General features: G+C 37.9%; 11 protein-coding genes. 4 read left to right on the forward strand and 7 right to left on the reverse strand.

Annotated features, from left to right (window positions below; translation table 11 throughout):
* Positions 1-411: 411 nt before the first annotated feature.
* Positions 412-1,194 (reverse strand): lytic transglycosylase domain-containing protein, encoded by a 783-nt coding sequence (locus tag ACIQXP_RS22710; protein WP_293742544.1) that lies wholly within the window; start codon positions 1,192-1,194, stop codon positions 412-414.
* A gap of 262 nt (positions 1,195-1,456) precedes the next feature.
* Between ACIQXP_RS22710 and ACIQXP_RS22715 the strand changes: the two genes are divergently transcribed.
* The 3 genes from ACIQXP_RS22715 to ACIQXP_RS22725 all read left to right on the forward strand — a co-directional run bounded on the left by ACIQXP_RS22715 (position 1,457) and on the right by ACIQXP_RS22725 (position 5,075).
* Complete coding sequence (locus tag ACIQXP_RS22715; protein ID WP_387508067.1) at positions 1,457-2,881, forward strand: pseudouridine synthase; 1,425 nt, start codon at positions 1,457-1,459, stop codon at positions 2,879-2,881.
* Between the two features lie 250 nt (positions 2,882-3,131).
* Positions 3,132-4,241: a lactonase family protein gene (locus ACIQXP_RS22720; RefSeq protein WP_387508069.1), complete on the forward strand. Its 1,110-nt coding sequence runs from the start codon at positions 3,132-3,134 to the stop codon at positions 4,239-4,241.
* A gap of 117 nt (positions 4,242-4,358) precedes the next feature.
* Positions 4,359-5,075, forward strand: coding sequence for a phytanoyl-CoA dioxygenase family protein (locus ACIQXP_RS22725; RefSeq protein WP_387508071.1), 717 nt, complete (start codon positions 4,359-4,361; stop codon positions 5,073-5,075).
* Positions 5,076-5,587: 512 nt separating this feature from the next.
* Here the strand turns inward: ACIQXP_RS22725 and ACIQXP_RS22730 are convergent.
* The 4 genes from ACIQXP_RS22730 to tilS all read right to left on the reverse strand — a co-directional run bounded on the left by ACIQXP_RS22730 (position 5,588) and on the right by tilS (position 9,714).
* On the reverse strand, positions 5,588-6,034 hold the full coding sequence (locus ACIQXP_RS22730; protein WP_090988377.1) for a KTSC domain-containing protein: 447 nt from the start codon (positions 6,032-6,034) through the stop codon (positions 5,588-5,590).
* Between the two features lie 264 nt (positions 6,035-6,298).
* A complete protein-coding gene (bshA, locus tag ACIQXP_RS22735) occupies positions 6,299-7,441 on the reverse strand; it encodes an N-acetyl-alpha-D-glucosaminyl L-malate synthase BshA (protein ID WP_293742548.1) in 1,143 nt (380 codons plus the stop codon).
* Between the two features lie 452 nt (positions 7,442-7,893).
* On the reverse strand, positions 7,894-8,382 hold the full coding sequence (locus tag ACIQXP_RS22740) for a hypothetical protein (RefSeq protein WP_090988355.1): 489 nt from the start codon (positions 8,380-8,382) through the stop codon (positions 7,894-7,896).
* Entirely contained in the window at positions 8,383-9,714 is a 1,332-nt protein-coding gene (gene tilS / locus ACIQXP_RS22745; protein ID WP_387508074.1) for a tRNA lysidine(34) synthetase TilS, read from the reverse strand.
* 65 nt (positions 9,715-9,779) lie between these two features.
* Between tilS and ACIQXP_RS22750 the strand changes: the two genes are divergently transcribed.
* Positions 9,780-12,125, forward strand: coding sequence for an OstA-like protein (locus tag ACIQXP_RS22750; protein ID WP_387508076.1), 2,346 nt, complete (start codon positions 9,780-9,782; stop codon positions 12,123-12,125).
* A 131-nt stretch (positions 12,126-12,256) separates the two neighbouring features.
* Here the strand turns inward: ACIQXP_RS22750 and ACIQXP_RS22755 are convergent, their stop codons facing one another.
* Positions 12,257-12,829 (reverse strand): non-canonical purine NTP diphosphatase, encoded by a 573-nt coding sequence (locus ACIQXP_RS22755; protein WP_387508078.1) that lies wholly within the window; start codon positions 12,827-12,829, stop codon positions 12,257-12,259.
* A 123-nt stretch (positions 12,830-12,952) separates the two neighbouring features.
* Complete coding sequence (locus ACIQXP_RS22760) at positions 12,953-13,606, reverse strand: hypothetical protein (RefSeq protein WP_387508080.1); 654 nt, start codon at positions 13,604-13,606, stop codon at positions 12,953-12,955.
* Positions 13,607-13,692: the final 86 nt, after the last annotated feature.

Here is a 13,692-nt window from a genome sequence, read left to right on the forward strand (position 1 = left end):
TAGGGTTTAGGGTTTAGGGTTTAGGGTTTAGGGTTTAGGGTTTAGGGTTTAGGGTTTAGGGTTTAGGGTTTAGGGTTTAGGGTTTAGGGTTTAGGAAAAACACCAATTAAAGAAGCTTGTTTTTGTAATAATAGAAAATATATAAATAACCAATATTTTTATACACATATGCGCTTAAATGACCTTAGATTTCTACGGTAAAACCATTCCTTGCTAATCCGTTTCCGTGGCAATAAAGTTCATTTGATTTATTTGCCTTTTGGCGAACGTGATGAAGATAGTTTTTATGGTATCTGTAGTTCCTGATAAAAGTACTAAGCAAACAAATCTTCCAAACAATCCTTTAAAAAAAAGCGTCCCGATATTGAAACCGGGACGCCTTACCAAATGCTTGTCTTTATCTTAATTATATTATTCGCCGTTATAGGCCAATAATACCCTCGGTTTTTTGTAACCGTAACGTTTTGGGTGTTCCATAATCTGTTTCATAGAAATTACTTTATAAACATAGCCCCCGGTTTCGCGGTTTAGCCTCATTTTGTAGTAATTATCCTGATTTTGATTATTGATTTGCTTGCGCAAACGCCCGTCGCCAACATTGTAAGCCGCAGCTACCAATGTCCAGCTTTCTAAACCCTTGTACATTTCCTTAATGTATTTGCAGGCAGCTATAGTAGATTTGCGCAGGTTATAACGCTCATCAACATTCCCGTTTACTTTTAATCCATAATTACGGGCAGTACCTGGCATAAACTGCCAGATTCCGGCTGCACCTTTCGCCGAAGTTCCTTCAGTCATTCCGGATTCGACCAAGGCCAAATACTTAAAATCATTCGGGATACCATAAGCGGCAAGTATCGGTTCAATAATCGGGAACCATTTTGCTGCCTTTTGGTGTAAAAGATTGGTATGCGTGTTCTTGTAGCTGTGTGCGGCCAAAATCTTTTTCATTTTTCTTTCCACCCTTTTATCGCCTAAAGGCAGGGTTTCATCCGCGAAATTTAACTGAGCCATCAGAGAAAGAGGTTTCACAACGTCTTCAGCTTTTGTGCTATCAGTTTTTGTTATTGTAGAGCTTAATTTTTCTTCCTTAAAAAGACTTTTTTTTGCTAAGGGCATTTGGTAAGTGAACACTTTTGCCAAGATAAATAGTGTTGCCACTACTGAAAATGGTACGATGTGTTTCTTTAACATTCTCCTCCTTTTTTTGGTGAAACTTAATAAAAACGCTGGCAAAGGTAAAAAATAATAATCACACTATCAAATAGTTACAAAACTACACCTAAAAAACTGCCTTTAAAGCACTTTAAACACCGATTTTAAATTTTGATTTTTAAACGATTTTACCTATTTTAGAGGCTATTTTTTTATCCACTTTTTCCGCCCGGAAAATTGTTAAGTTCACCATTTTTTCATAAATTTGCATCCCGCATTTTTAATGCGTTAAAAGCGTATCATGATAAATAAGAACAACAGGAACAGTCGGGATGACAAGTCCAAATCAGGCAGTCGGAGAACAGAAGGCAAAAGTAACTCGGCGGGATCTGACAGACGGTCGGACAGCAAATTTAAAAAATCATCCGATTCAAAAGAAGGCTTCAAACCCAGAAGCTCAGATGGTAAAGATTTCAAATCGAAATCTTTCGGAAACCAGAAAGATTTCAAACCAAGATCAGGTGGGCGTGATTTCAAAGCCAAAGATTCGGAACCGCAAAGTTTCAAATTTGGAGACCGGGAGTTCAAATCCAAAGATTCAAGTTCAGAAGATCGCAGTTACAAATCAAGAGATTACAAACCAAGAACTGGCGACCGCGACTTCAAACCTAGAGAATATAAATCAAGAACAGGAGAAAGGGATTTTAAAACAAGAGATGGTGGTGCAAGAGATTATAAACCAAGAACAGGAGAACGCGATTTCAGAGCTAAGGATGGAGATTCGCGCGATTTTAAACCGAGAGAAGCTGGCTACAAAGATTACAAGTCAAGGGGCAAATCTGACTTCAAACCAAGTGCAGGAAGTTCAAGAGATGTAAAACCCAGAGAGCCAAGGGAAGGTGATACACGTCCGTTTAGAAAACGTGAGGAAGCAAAGCCAAGAGATACAGAATTTAACCGCCCGGAGCGCACTGTTATTACCCAAGGCCGTAAAACGAATGAAGACAAAGGCCTAATTCGCCTAAACAGATATATTTCAAATGCAGGCATCTGCTCACGTCGTAAAGCAGATGAACTGATTACTGCCGGTATTATTACCGTAAACGGCGAAGCCATTACCGAACTGGGACACAAAGTAGATCCGGCAAAAGATTTGGTTCGTTATAACGGGGAATTACTAAAACGCGAGAAAAAAGTTTACGTTTTACTGAATAAACCAAAAGATTACATTACCACTACGGATGATCCACAGGAACGCCGTACCGTAATGCAGTTGGTTGATAAAGCAAGCCGCGAACGCATTTATCCGGTTGGCCGTTTAGACCGTAATACCACTGGTTTGTTGTTAATGACCAATGATGGCGATTTAGCCGATAAATTATCGCATCCTAAGAATGGTATCACCAAAATTTATAATGTTGAGCTTGATAAAGCTTTATCACAAGGAGATTTGAACAAAATTGCTTTTGGTTTAGAGCTTGAAGATGGTTTGATTAAACCGGACAACATTTCTTACGTTGCAGGTGGCACCAAAAAAGAAATCGGCATTCAGATCCACAGTGGCAAAAACAGGATTGTTCGCCGTATTTTTGAACACTTAGGTTATAACGTAGAAAAATTAGACCGTGTGGTTTATGGCAATTTAACCAAGAAAGACCTGCCACGTGGCAGATGGCGATATCTTGAAGAGCATGAATTGATCCAGATTAAACACCTGATTAAATAGCATAAGAGCAGCCAATTGGCTGCTTTTTTAGTTTACTGTTTTTTAAATCCCCCATCGTCCTCGTTTTTAGAGGATACAGGATAAAGACGATTATATCGTCCAGCAATGAACATGCATTAAAAATACACCTCTCTACTCATCCGCGTTAAACGAGGACGATAACGACGAACAATCACGAAACATCTTGCGTATTTTCAGCTCCTCCGTAACATACTTTCTTTATATTTGTTAAAATCAACATCATTGTTTCATGAAAAAATTCAGTTCATTGCTTACACTCACGATACTATCTACCTTAACATTTGCCCAAAAAAGCAATTACAACCTGATTGTTGGCACTTATACCGCACCTGGAAAAAGTGAAGGGATTTATATTTATGATTTCAATGCTGCAACAGCTGCCACATCCATAAAAAGCATTACAAAAAATACGGCAAACCCAAGCTATCTGGCCCCTTCACCAGATCATCAATTTATTTATGCGGTTAACGAAACCGGAGCTACCAGTACGGTTAGCGCGTTCAGGTATGATGCAGCGAGCGGAAAACTAACTTTACTAAACATGGTTGATAGTCATGGTGCAGATCCGTGTTACATTACCGTAGATAACAAAAACGTCATTGTGGCTAATTATAGCGGCGGAAGTTTAGCCGTATTTTCACGAAAAGCAGATGGTTCTTTAACAGAAGCTTTACAGATCATTAAACATACCGGAAAAAGCATTGACCCTAAGGGCAGACAGGAAAGCGCTCATGTACACATGGTTAAATTTACACCAGATCATCGATATTTAATTGTTAATGACCTTGGTGAAGATCAAACTTATATTTACAACTATAACCCAACTGCGAAAGAAGAAATATTGACAATAAAATCGGTCCTTAAAACGAATGCCGGTAGCGGACCACGACACATTACTTTTAGTCCAAATGGGAAATTTGCCTATCTGGCGCACGAATTTAATGGTAGCATAACTGCTTTTGCTTATGCGAACGGAACACTAACCAAAATCCAGGAAATTGGTACTACCCCAAAAGATTTCACAGGAAAAATTGACGGTGCAGATATCCACGTTTCTGCAGATGGAAAATTTCTTTATGAAACTAACCGGGGAGATGCCAACAGCATTTCTGCCTTCTCAATACTGCCAAATGGTAAATTAAAATTCATTGAAACCCTAAGTACGTTAGGTAAAGGACCGAGGAACTTCACCATTGACCCGACTGGAAAATTTCTTTTGATCGGACACCAGTATACTAATAACATCGTTATTTTTAACAGAAATAAAAACACCGGCAAATTAACCGATAGCGGCAAAAGAATTGATGTTGGCGCTCCGGTATGCCTGCTTTTTGATTAACATCAACTTTGCCCATGGAAGATTTCGATTGGAAGATCCACAAAAAAAATTCTCATTAAAACTATTCAGGAATATATAAAAATACATGGACACAAATTTGTTTTAAATAATTAATCAGTGGATTTAGTTGCTAATAAAATGGAAATCCAGGAATTAGGATTTTCCGTGATTGATCATGTATTTACAGATCAGGAAGTTGAAGCGATCCTTTCGGCTATTAAAATAGCAGATTCTACAAAAGAAACCTTTAGAAAATCTGAAAATCTCTTTGCGATACGTCGATTTTTAAAAGAAGTTCCTGACACCGCTGATCTCATATTCAATCAGAAAGTAAAAGCCATCGTACAAGAGCTTTTCGGCAAAGACTACTTTCTGGTTAAATCAATTTACTTTGACAAACCCGAAACATCGAATTGGTTTGTCCCCTATCATCAGGACTTAACCATTTCGGTCGACCATAACGCGAAAATTCCTGGATATGGACCTTATACCAGAAAAAATGATCAGTTCGCCGTTCAGCCACCTCTTCATATCCTTGAAGGGAATTTTACCATTCGCATCCATCTTGATGATACCAATGAGCGGAATGGTGCGCTAAAAGTAATCACCAATTCTCACCGTAAAGGTATTTACCGTCCCGAAACAATCGACTGGAGCATTGAAAGCGAAGTAAGCTGCAAAGTAAACAGGGGCAGCCTCATGATTATGAAACCGTTGCTGCTTCATAGTTCAAGTAGAACAAGCAACCATAAAAAAAGAAGGGTAATTCATCTGGAGTTTAGCAACCAGCATTTACCAAAGGAACTACACTGGTCAGAGTATTTTAATTTTTAGTTGCTAAATGTTTAAATTTCACATCTATGCGTAGCCTTCCAAAGGCTCTACGGATTACCGAAGGGATATGAGTCTGTGAATCGTTAGGATTGCTGAGTTATAAACTCAGCGCTATTTCATAGATCCGTAGAGCTGCTGCGCTCAACTCTACGGATAGAAGAGGTATTTTGATCAAAATCTTTGCAGAACTCATCTACAAGACAAAAAATATCACTAATTTTGGAGTAGTCAATCATCTGTTTTTATGTTTAAATATTTGAATGTCAGATACTTAAATATAAACATAATTACTTTGATTGACTATTTTTTTTTCTAAAAATTATAAATCGAACTCAGGTTTATAGTATAATAGATACTGAACAAGTTCATTATGACGAAAATTCCACAAGCAATCGGCACCCTAAACTTGTTTCAGGGTCTTTAAAGAATGATAAATACTGAACAATTGCCATAAACGACACAAAAAAGACCCCGGTTTTCATCAGAGCCTTTGAAATAAATATTACTATGAATTATGCCGGTTCTGCAACCCTCGACACATTACGATAAGGAAATTCATTAAAAATATGCCTGCGGGCGAAGCGACCCGGAGAATCAGCATTCACCAGTTTCACATAGATTGCTTTTGGTACGTCAAAATATTCATAAACACTTCCATCAAAAAACTGGATATTTAAAACCTGTTGTTTGTATTCAAAATCCTGAATATTCGACAAAGTAGTTGTTTGTGTGTAAGTTTCAATATTTTGTTCGCGTGTTTCCGGCGCAATACTCACCAGGAAATGATAAGCTTCGATAATCTGTTTACTTCTCGCTTCCGCATCCAACTTCTCTTCTTCCTGCTGAAATTTATCAGGGTGACAATCTTTCATCAATGTACGGTACACAGATTTGAGCTCCTTTAATTCAGCATTTTTATCTACGTTTAAAAGCTTTCTGTAATCAACTATTTTCTTCATTTGGGATAACCTCTTTTTAATTTTTTCGAAATGATTTGGGAATTTTCAAACACCAAACCGTTTCAAGCTGCAAAGATACGATTTATAATCATTTGATTTTGAGAAAGTTTAATTTGTTAATATTACCGATACGGATGATCAGCCAAGGGAACCCTATGCAACAATAAAGTTTTTTAAACACAAATATATAGATCAATACAGATATGATCCATAAACACCTCTTTTGCTGTGATTAGAAATTAAAATACAAGAAAATTTAGTAAGTTAATGTTTAGGCTGCAAAGAGTTCTCAATTACTTCTTTATAATAGCTAACATAAACCGGTAGAATCTTTTTTAAATCGAAATCCTGCGCCCTTTTAAACGCATTTTCTTTAAATTGGTTTAGCGTTTCGTCGTCTTTTAAAATTTCAATGGCATGGGCGGCCATCGCCTCAACATCACCAACATTGCTCATATAACCACAAAACCCATCTACATTAAGTTCAGGCAAACCACCGGCATTCGTGGTAATTGCCGGCACTTTACAAGCCATAGCTTCTAATGCAGCCAAACCAAAGCTTTCAGATTCTGAGGGCATTAAAAAAAGATCGGAAACGGATAAGATTTCTTCTACCGCATCTTGTTTCCCCAAAAACCTCACATTTTCACAAATATTCAGAGATCTGCAAAGTTGTTCATCGTAAGCGCGTTCAGGCCCATCCCCTACCATCAATAGTTTCGATGGAATAACGGACTGTACTTTTTCAAAAATCCTGATTACATCAGCCGTACGTTTCACTTTTCTGAAATTACTGGTGTGGATTAAAATGCGCTCGTTATTTGGTGCAATTGCTTTTTTAAAGTGTCCTTTTGCCTGCAAACTAAAGCGTGAGAAATCTATAAAATTGGGTATTACCTTAATTTCTTTTGTAATTTCAAAATGGTTATAGGTATCCTCTTTCAAATCTTCCGAAACGGTAGTTACACCATCGCTTTGATTAATGGAAAAAGTAACCACGGGCTTGTAGGTTGGATCTTTACCCACTAATGTAATATCGGTACCATGCAAAGTAGTAACCACGGGGATATGAAGGCCATAACTTGCCAGAATCTGCTTCGCCATAAAAGCAGCAGAAGCATGTGGAATGGCATAATGAACATGTAATACATCCAGTTGCTCAAAACGAACAACATCTACCAGTTTACTGGCCAGTGCCGATTCGTACGGGGCGTAATCGAAAAGCGGATAGTCTCTTACCGATACCTCGTGATAAAAAAGATTGGAAGAAAAGAAATCGAGCCTGGCAGGCTGACTATACGTAATAAAGTGAACCTGGTGCCCTTCGTTAGCCAGCGCTTTACCTAGTTCTGTTGCAACTACTCCACTACCACCAAAAGTGGGATAGCAAACAATTCCTATCTTCATTGTAAATGTATTGTTGTTACCGCAAATGTAGCCGATTTTAATCTATAATGCGTGTCGGTTTATTGCAATAAAAGTTATATCATGTTGATATAACTTTCTCGTCGCGCTGGAACAGTAGTTTGTGTTATGCTTATTTTCGCAGCGCAGTACCACAAGTCCTTTTTAAAGTTTAATTCCTGCTTTTCGCTATAGCCCTCGTACCTCGGGGCTGTCGCTACAATCAGGGCTAAAAACTTAAGGCGGTAGCAGAGAAAACACACATAGAAGCATAAACCCAACAAACCTAAACCTGATAGAACGAATGCTAGCCGTTCTTTCTAACGGCAGCAGCAGAGATAGCGGGACAGGATTGCCCCATAATCTACTGCAACTGCTTTCCAAAACATTTGCAGCTTCCAGATTGCCTTTACAACTCATATTTTTTCGATCTCAGATCCAGCTTATCCAGAAAACTATTTCAGATTTCTCATTTCCTCTTTAATTACAAGGAAAAGTTCATTTGGACGTTGCGTACCGATAAAATACTCTAAACCATCCCGATCGGTTAGCACCACTGCATCCTTACCAGATGAATAAAAACGGATCGTTCCTTTGGTGTGCAGGTTGTAAACCGGATTATTGAAAAAATAACGACTATAGGTAGCCTTACGTACATCAACAATACTATTAAGGTCAATCTTAACGCGTTTGGTTGTCCACAGGCCATCTAAGATGATGCTTCCATTGTCTACCACGATTTTGTACTGGATCAGGAAAAGTAAAAGCATAGAAACACCTATGATGCCGAAGCCTACAACCAGGAACAGATCTTGTGTATTGTCGCGATCACGTTCATAAACATAAGCAGCAAAACAGAACGCAGCCATAATCAACCTGATGAAAATACGGACATAATCACGGCCAATGTATTGTTTTTCGATATAGGCGTATTTGCTTTCCACTTATTTAATTTTGAGTTCGAATATAGCAACTTTTTTTGTTGCTGTAGGTAATTTGTATCGGTTATCCTGCCGCATGCCGGCAATCCAGATAATTTCACCATTCCCGTTAACCAAAATCGGTGTAACCTTCTTCAAATGTAAAGGCACTTTCTCATCAATAAAATAATCACTTACCTTTTTAGGATTGCGCATACCCAATGGAATAAATTTATCTCCATTTTGCCAGTTCCGCAATACTAAGGGAAAAATCAATTTATCTGCATTAATAAAAGCCCTGTTCAGATTCACTTCAAATTTCACTTCCCTGGTAAACACCAATGAAATTTCTACGTTGCCAAAAACAATGTTTGTTGTTGCTGGATGAATAAACTGATTAGCGGTAACCGATGCACTCTTTTCAACAATAACCAGGTCGTTTCTGTTGATAATGGCCTGGTGTGTAGTGCTAAAAAAATGTGTACCACTCATGGCCTTTAAGCTGTCTAAAATTTCCTGTACAACATTTTCACCAAAATTAAACGGTTTAAGCAACTCGTAAAGCAATAGCTTTTGGGGCTTTAATTTAGAAATTTCATCAAGGGAAATATAAATGCCATCATTTCTTTTATTTAGAATTTCAGCAGCAAGTTTCTGAACCTGAATATTTAACAAAGTCTCTAATTCGGCAAAGCGCGCGATGTTTTCGGCAAATGTTTTTTCGAGATTAGGGTTGATCGCCTGCAGATGCGGCACCACCTCTAGCCTGATTTTATTCCTGGTGTATTTTGTACTCGCGTTTGAACTATCTTCTACAAAATCTATGTTATTAACCCTTACTATTTCATCAATTTGCTGGCGGTTTAAAAAAAGTAAAGGCCTAATCAGCAAATCTCGTTTAGGTAAAATACCATGCAGTCCGCTTATGCCCGTGCCACGGGTAAGGTTAATGAGCAGGGTTTCTACTGCATCATTCTGATGTTGTGCCAGTGCTATGTAATCATATCCAGCTGTACGCCTGATTTCTTCAAACCAATTGTAGCGTAATTCGCGCGCCGCCATCTGCGTAGAAATTTTATTTTCGGCTGCATATTTTTTGGTATCAAAATGCGTTACATAGAATGGTAACTCAAAATTTTTGGCCAATAATGCAACAAAACTTTCATCGCGTTGCGCTTCATCGGCACGCAAATTAAAGTTACAATGTGCCACACCAATATCAACGCCTATTGCCTTAAATAAATGCAACATTAAAACGGAGTCCTTTCCCCCGCTTACCGCCAAAAGAATGCGATTACCCTGAACAAATAATTTTTGCTTTTCAATAAAATCCTGAAATTGGCTTAGGGGTAACATCCATCAAAAATATTTAATTTTAACTGGTATTCCGAACGTTCGGAACAAAAAACTAACTTTGTAGTGTGCAAAAACTATTTGTCTTTTTATTCCTTTTAATCAGTCCGGCATTTTTATTCGGTCAGCAGCCCGCTTCGAAGATTAAGATCGTTTCATTTTCCAAAATAACCGGAGATACCAAGAAAAAAATCAGTTACCTGCGTAACCCTGTTTTCCAGCAGGACAACGCAACATTAACTTGCGATAGTGCTGTATTTTATAGCGAGCGCAACTATTTCGAAGCCTTTAAAAATGTACACATCAACCAGCTTACTACCGATATCTATTCCGATCAGCTTGAATATGATGGAAATAAAAAACAGGCCCATTTAACTGGAAACGTAAAAATGGTTGATCCTACTTCGGTTTTAACCACTAATATATTGGATTACAATACACTCACCAAAATCGGAACTTATACCAGTGGTGGCAAAATTGTAAATAAGGATGTAACCCTAACCAGTAAAAACGGCTATTATTTTAGCCAGAGAAATGTTGCCTATTTCAAGTATGATGTGGTAGTGGTTACACCTCAATCGACTATCAAATCCGATACGATGAGTTACAATACCCAGGATAAGTGGACCTATTTTTACGGGCCAACCAATATCAAGGGCAAAGATGACAACCTGTATACCGAAAATGGCCAATACAATACTTTAACAGAAGATGCTTTTTTTGGAAAGAAAAATCTCTACACACAGGGCACACGATCTTTAAAAGGCGATAGTTTATATTATTATGGTAAACAGGGGATTGGTAAAGCAGTTAAAAACATTGTTTTTTCTGATACGAAAGATAAAATGAAAATGTTTGGTGATTTAGGTTACTATTACAAGCTGGATCAGCGGACCTTGGTTACCCGAAATGCTTACCTGGGTATAGGCACCGAAGATTCGGTAATGGTGAAGAATAAAAAAAGACCTGACAGTCTATGGATGGGTGCAGATACCTTGGAGACACAAATGGTATTGCAAAAAACCTTAAAACTAGTCCCAAAAATTTCCATAAAAGCAGATAACCAGGTTGGAGAAGACGATGAAGATGGTGGAAAGAAAGAAAAAGGAGAGCCAAAATACAAACCTGGAGCCGAATTGAGCCAAAAAGAAGATAGGAATAAGCGCAATACAAAGAATAGCAAAACCGAAAAGAAGAAGCAGAATAAAGGTGAAACCGAAACTGAAGACCAACTTAATCTGAAAGATAAAAGTATTGATAGCCTAAAATCTAAAACAGACTCAATTGGTAAAGTACTGCCAAAAATTAATTTGGACAGTTTGCAAAAAAACAATATTTCAAAAGAAAAAGCTGATTCAATTAGTAAAAACCTGCCTAAGTTAAAAAGTGATAGTCTTAAAAAACTTGCTGGCAAAACTAACCTGGCTATAAAGAATCCATTGATAAGCAAAATCGATAGTTTACAAAAAAAGATTATAAAACCCGGCGCTAAAGATAGCTTAACAAAAGCCCTCGGAAATTCAAAAGCCGGAACATTAAAAACCGATACGGCCAAATTTAATCCAGCTGATACCGTTCAAACGCGTATTATTAAGGCTTATCATGGTGTAAAGATCTTTAAAACAAATATCCAGGCCAAAACCGACAGCCTGTTTTACACCAGTGCCGATTCTACTTTACGTTGCTACAACAATCCGATCATCTGGTCAGAAGGTTCGCAACAGGTTGGCGACACTATATTTGTTCAGTTCAAGAATAAAAAGTTAAATAATCTACAGGCTTTTAGAAATGCATTTCTGGTGAATACGCCAAAAGATTCGTTGAGGTTTAACCAGATCAAAGGCAGATTGATGACGGGGTTCTTTACCAACGGAAAATTCAAAACGTTATATGTGGATGGCAATGCCGAAAGCATTTATTATACCCAGGATGACAGCACAAAGGTATATAAAGAAATGAACCAAACCCTGAGCAGCAGGATAAAGTTCATCTTTAAGGATAAGGAAAATGCCATTGAGGAAATTGTTTATATCAAAGGAATAGAGGGGGCTTTAAATCCCGAAAATACCATTGCGAAAGACCATGTTTTAAAAGGCTTTTCGTGGAAACCTACCGAACGTCCGAAATCAAAAAAAGATGCGATTGGCTCAGCCGGGAAACCTAAGATCAAAGCAAAGGCTAAAACAGTTGTGGGTAAAACTGTAAAAGGTACAAAATCATTAGCAACCTCTGCAAGCAAACCATCAACAAAGGTACCTGCTGTTAACTCCAAAACTAAGCTGGTGAAAGACAGCCTAAAGGTTGATCAAAAATCGCCTCAAAGTAAACCAGCAGATACGACCAACTTTGGCATTAAACCGATATTACCGAAAAAAGACTCGGTTCAGGTGAAAAAAGCAGCCAATAAAGTGTGATAAGTGCGATCGTCTTTTCGACTGGAGCGCAGCGGAATGTAGAAATCTTTTGATGAAAAGTTTAAAGATTTCTACACTTCTGTCGAGGGACGACGGATCAAGATTGATGACTAATGTAAACTACGCTCTCCTTACTCTTTCAAAAAATCCAACATCTTTTTTAGCGCAATAGCCCTGTGACTAATTCTATTCTTTTGTGCCATATCCATTTCAGCAAAAGTAATCTCATAACCGTCAGGCTGAAAAACCGGATCATACCCAAAACCCTTTGAACCTGATAAAGCCGTTCTGATTGTCCCATTTATTACCCCTTCAAAAATATGGTTTTTACCATCTTGCATTAAGGATATTACCGTTTTAAACCTTGCTTTTCTATTGGGATTTCCCTCAAGTTTTTCCAAAACCATATGAATATTACCCAGGCTATCCCTGCTACCGGAATATCGGGCAGAATAAACGCCAGGTTCGTTATTTAAGGCTTCAACTTCTAAACCGCTATCATCAGCAAAACAGTCCAGATTAAAATGTTCAACAACATAACTGCTTTTCAAAGTTGCATTGCCCTCAAAAGTATCGGCAGTCTCAGGAATATCAACGAAACAACCAATGTCTTCCAGATTTAACACGTCATATTTACCTTCAAGCGCTGCACGTATTTCTTCGGTTTTATGTTGGTTATTGGTGGCAAAAACAAGTTTTTTCATTGGTAAAAGTTGGATGGTAAAAATTGGAATATGGAAAGGTTAAGGTTTCTATATAAAGGTAAGATGTCGCATCTTCATACTTTATACTAATTAATTGATACTAACTACTTAATACGATATAAGCTATTTAATTTTCTGGAGGTGCCCCCAAAGCGTTTTTTTAGCATTTAAATCCCTATCAAGATGATGGAGATGTGGTGCATAGATGATTCTGGTGGTTTCATGAACAATGATTTCATTCTGCCAGGTAAAGTTCAACCTCAGGTCGGCAAACTCCACTCCGAAAGATAACATAGTGGCAGGTTTGAAAAACCGGTGCAATTCTACAAAATCCGTCCCTTTATAATTTGAGTAATTTAGGAGCGCAAAATCTGATGTACCTAAATCTACAGCTTTAACAATTTTACGCAACAGTTCCCTGCCCTGCTCGGTACTTACGTCATGCTCACTATCATTCACTAAAATGAGGACTGATTTTTTATTCCCGCCTAAAAATTTAAATGTTTTTTCAGGTGCAGATTCTGCTACCTGATGAGGAATTTCAGGAGTTTGCGGATAAACTTTAGGGGAATTTGTAGGATTAATCTCCGGAATCTGTGCTATTTCCGACTTTAAAACAGGCAGTTCCGCGAGTTTAACGGAAACATTTTCGATAGCAGAAACCGGCTCAGTATTACGTAAGGGCAGAATTTGTACGCCTTCATCTTTTACCAAAAAAACCTCTTCGGTAAAAAATAAACGTAAAGCATTCGCATTGTTGGTAACCTGGTTTTCCATTCGTATTTTTGTCGGATAATAATTTCTGTTAAAATTAGTTAAATATCTTATAATAGCGCCGCTAATTGTTACTTTTATCCCTTAAA

The organism is Pedobacter suwonensis (genome assembly GCF_044762335.1).
GTDB lineage: Bacteria > Bacteroidota > Bacteroidia > Sphingobacteriales > Sphingobacteriaceae > Pedobacter.

Bases quoted from the DNA above. Each gene is read 5' to 3' on its own strand.
- ACIQXP_RS22730 (WP_090988377.1), bottom strand. From the start codon at position 6,034: ATGAAGAAAATAGTTGATTACAGAAAGCTTTTAAACGTAGATAAAAAT.
- ACIQXP_RS22760 (WP_387508080.1), bottom strand. From the start codon at position 13,606: ATGGAAAACCAGGTTACCAACAATGCGAATGCTTTACGTTTATTTTTT.
- ACIQXP_RS22715 (WP_387508067.1), top strand. From the start codon at position 1,457: ATGATAAATAAGAACAACAGGAACAGTCGGGATGACAAGTCCAAATCA.
- bshA (WP_293742548.1), bottom strand. From the start codon at position 7,441: ATGAAGATAGGAATTGTTTGCTATCCCACTTTTGGTGGTAGTGGAGTA.
- ACIQXP_RS22720 (WP_387508069.1), top strand. From the start codon at position 3,132: ATGAAAAAATTCAGTTCATTGCTTACACTCACGATACTATCTACCTTA.
- tilS (WP_387508074.1), bottom strand. From the start codon at position 9,714: ATGTTACCCCTAAGCCAATTTCAGGATTTTATTGAAAAGCAAAAATTA.
- ACIQXP_RS22710 (WP_293742544.1), bottom strand. From the start codon at position 1,194: ATGTTAAAGAAACACATCGTACCATTTTCAGTAGTGGCAACACTATTT.
- ACIQXP_RS22755 (WP_387508078.1), bottom strand. From the start codon at position 12,829: ATGAAAAAACTTGTTTTTGCCACCAATAACCAACATAAAACCGAAGAA.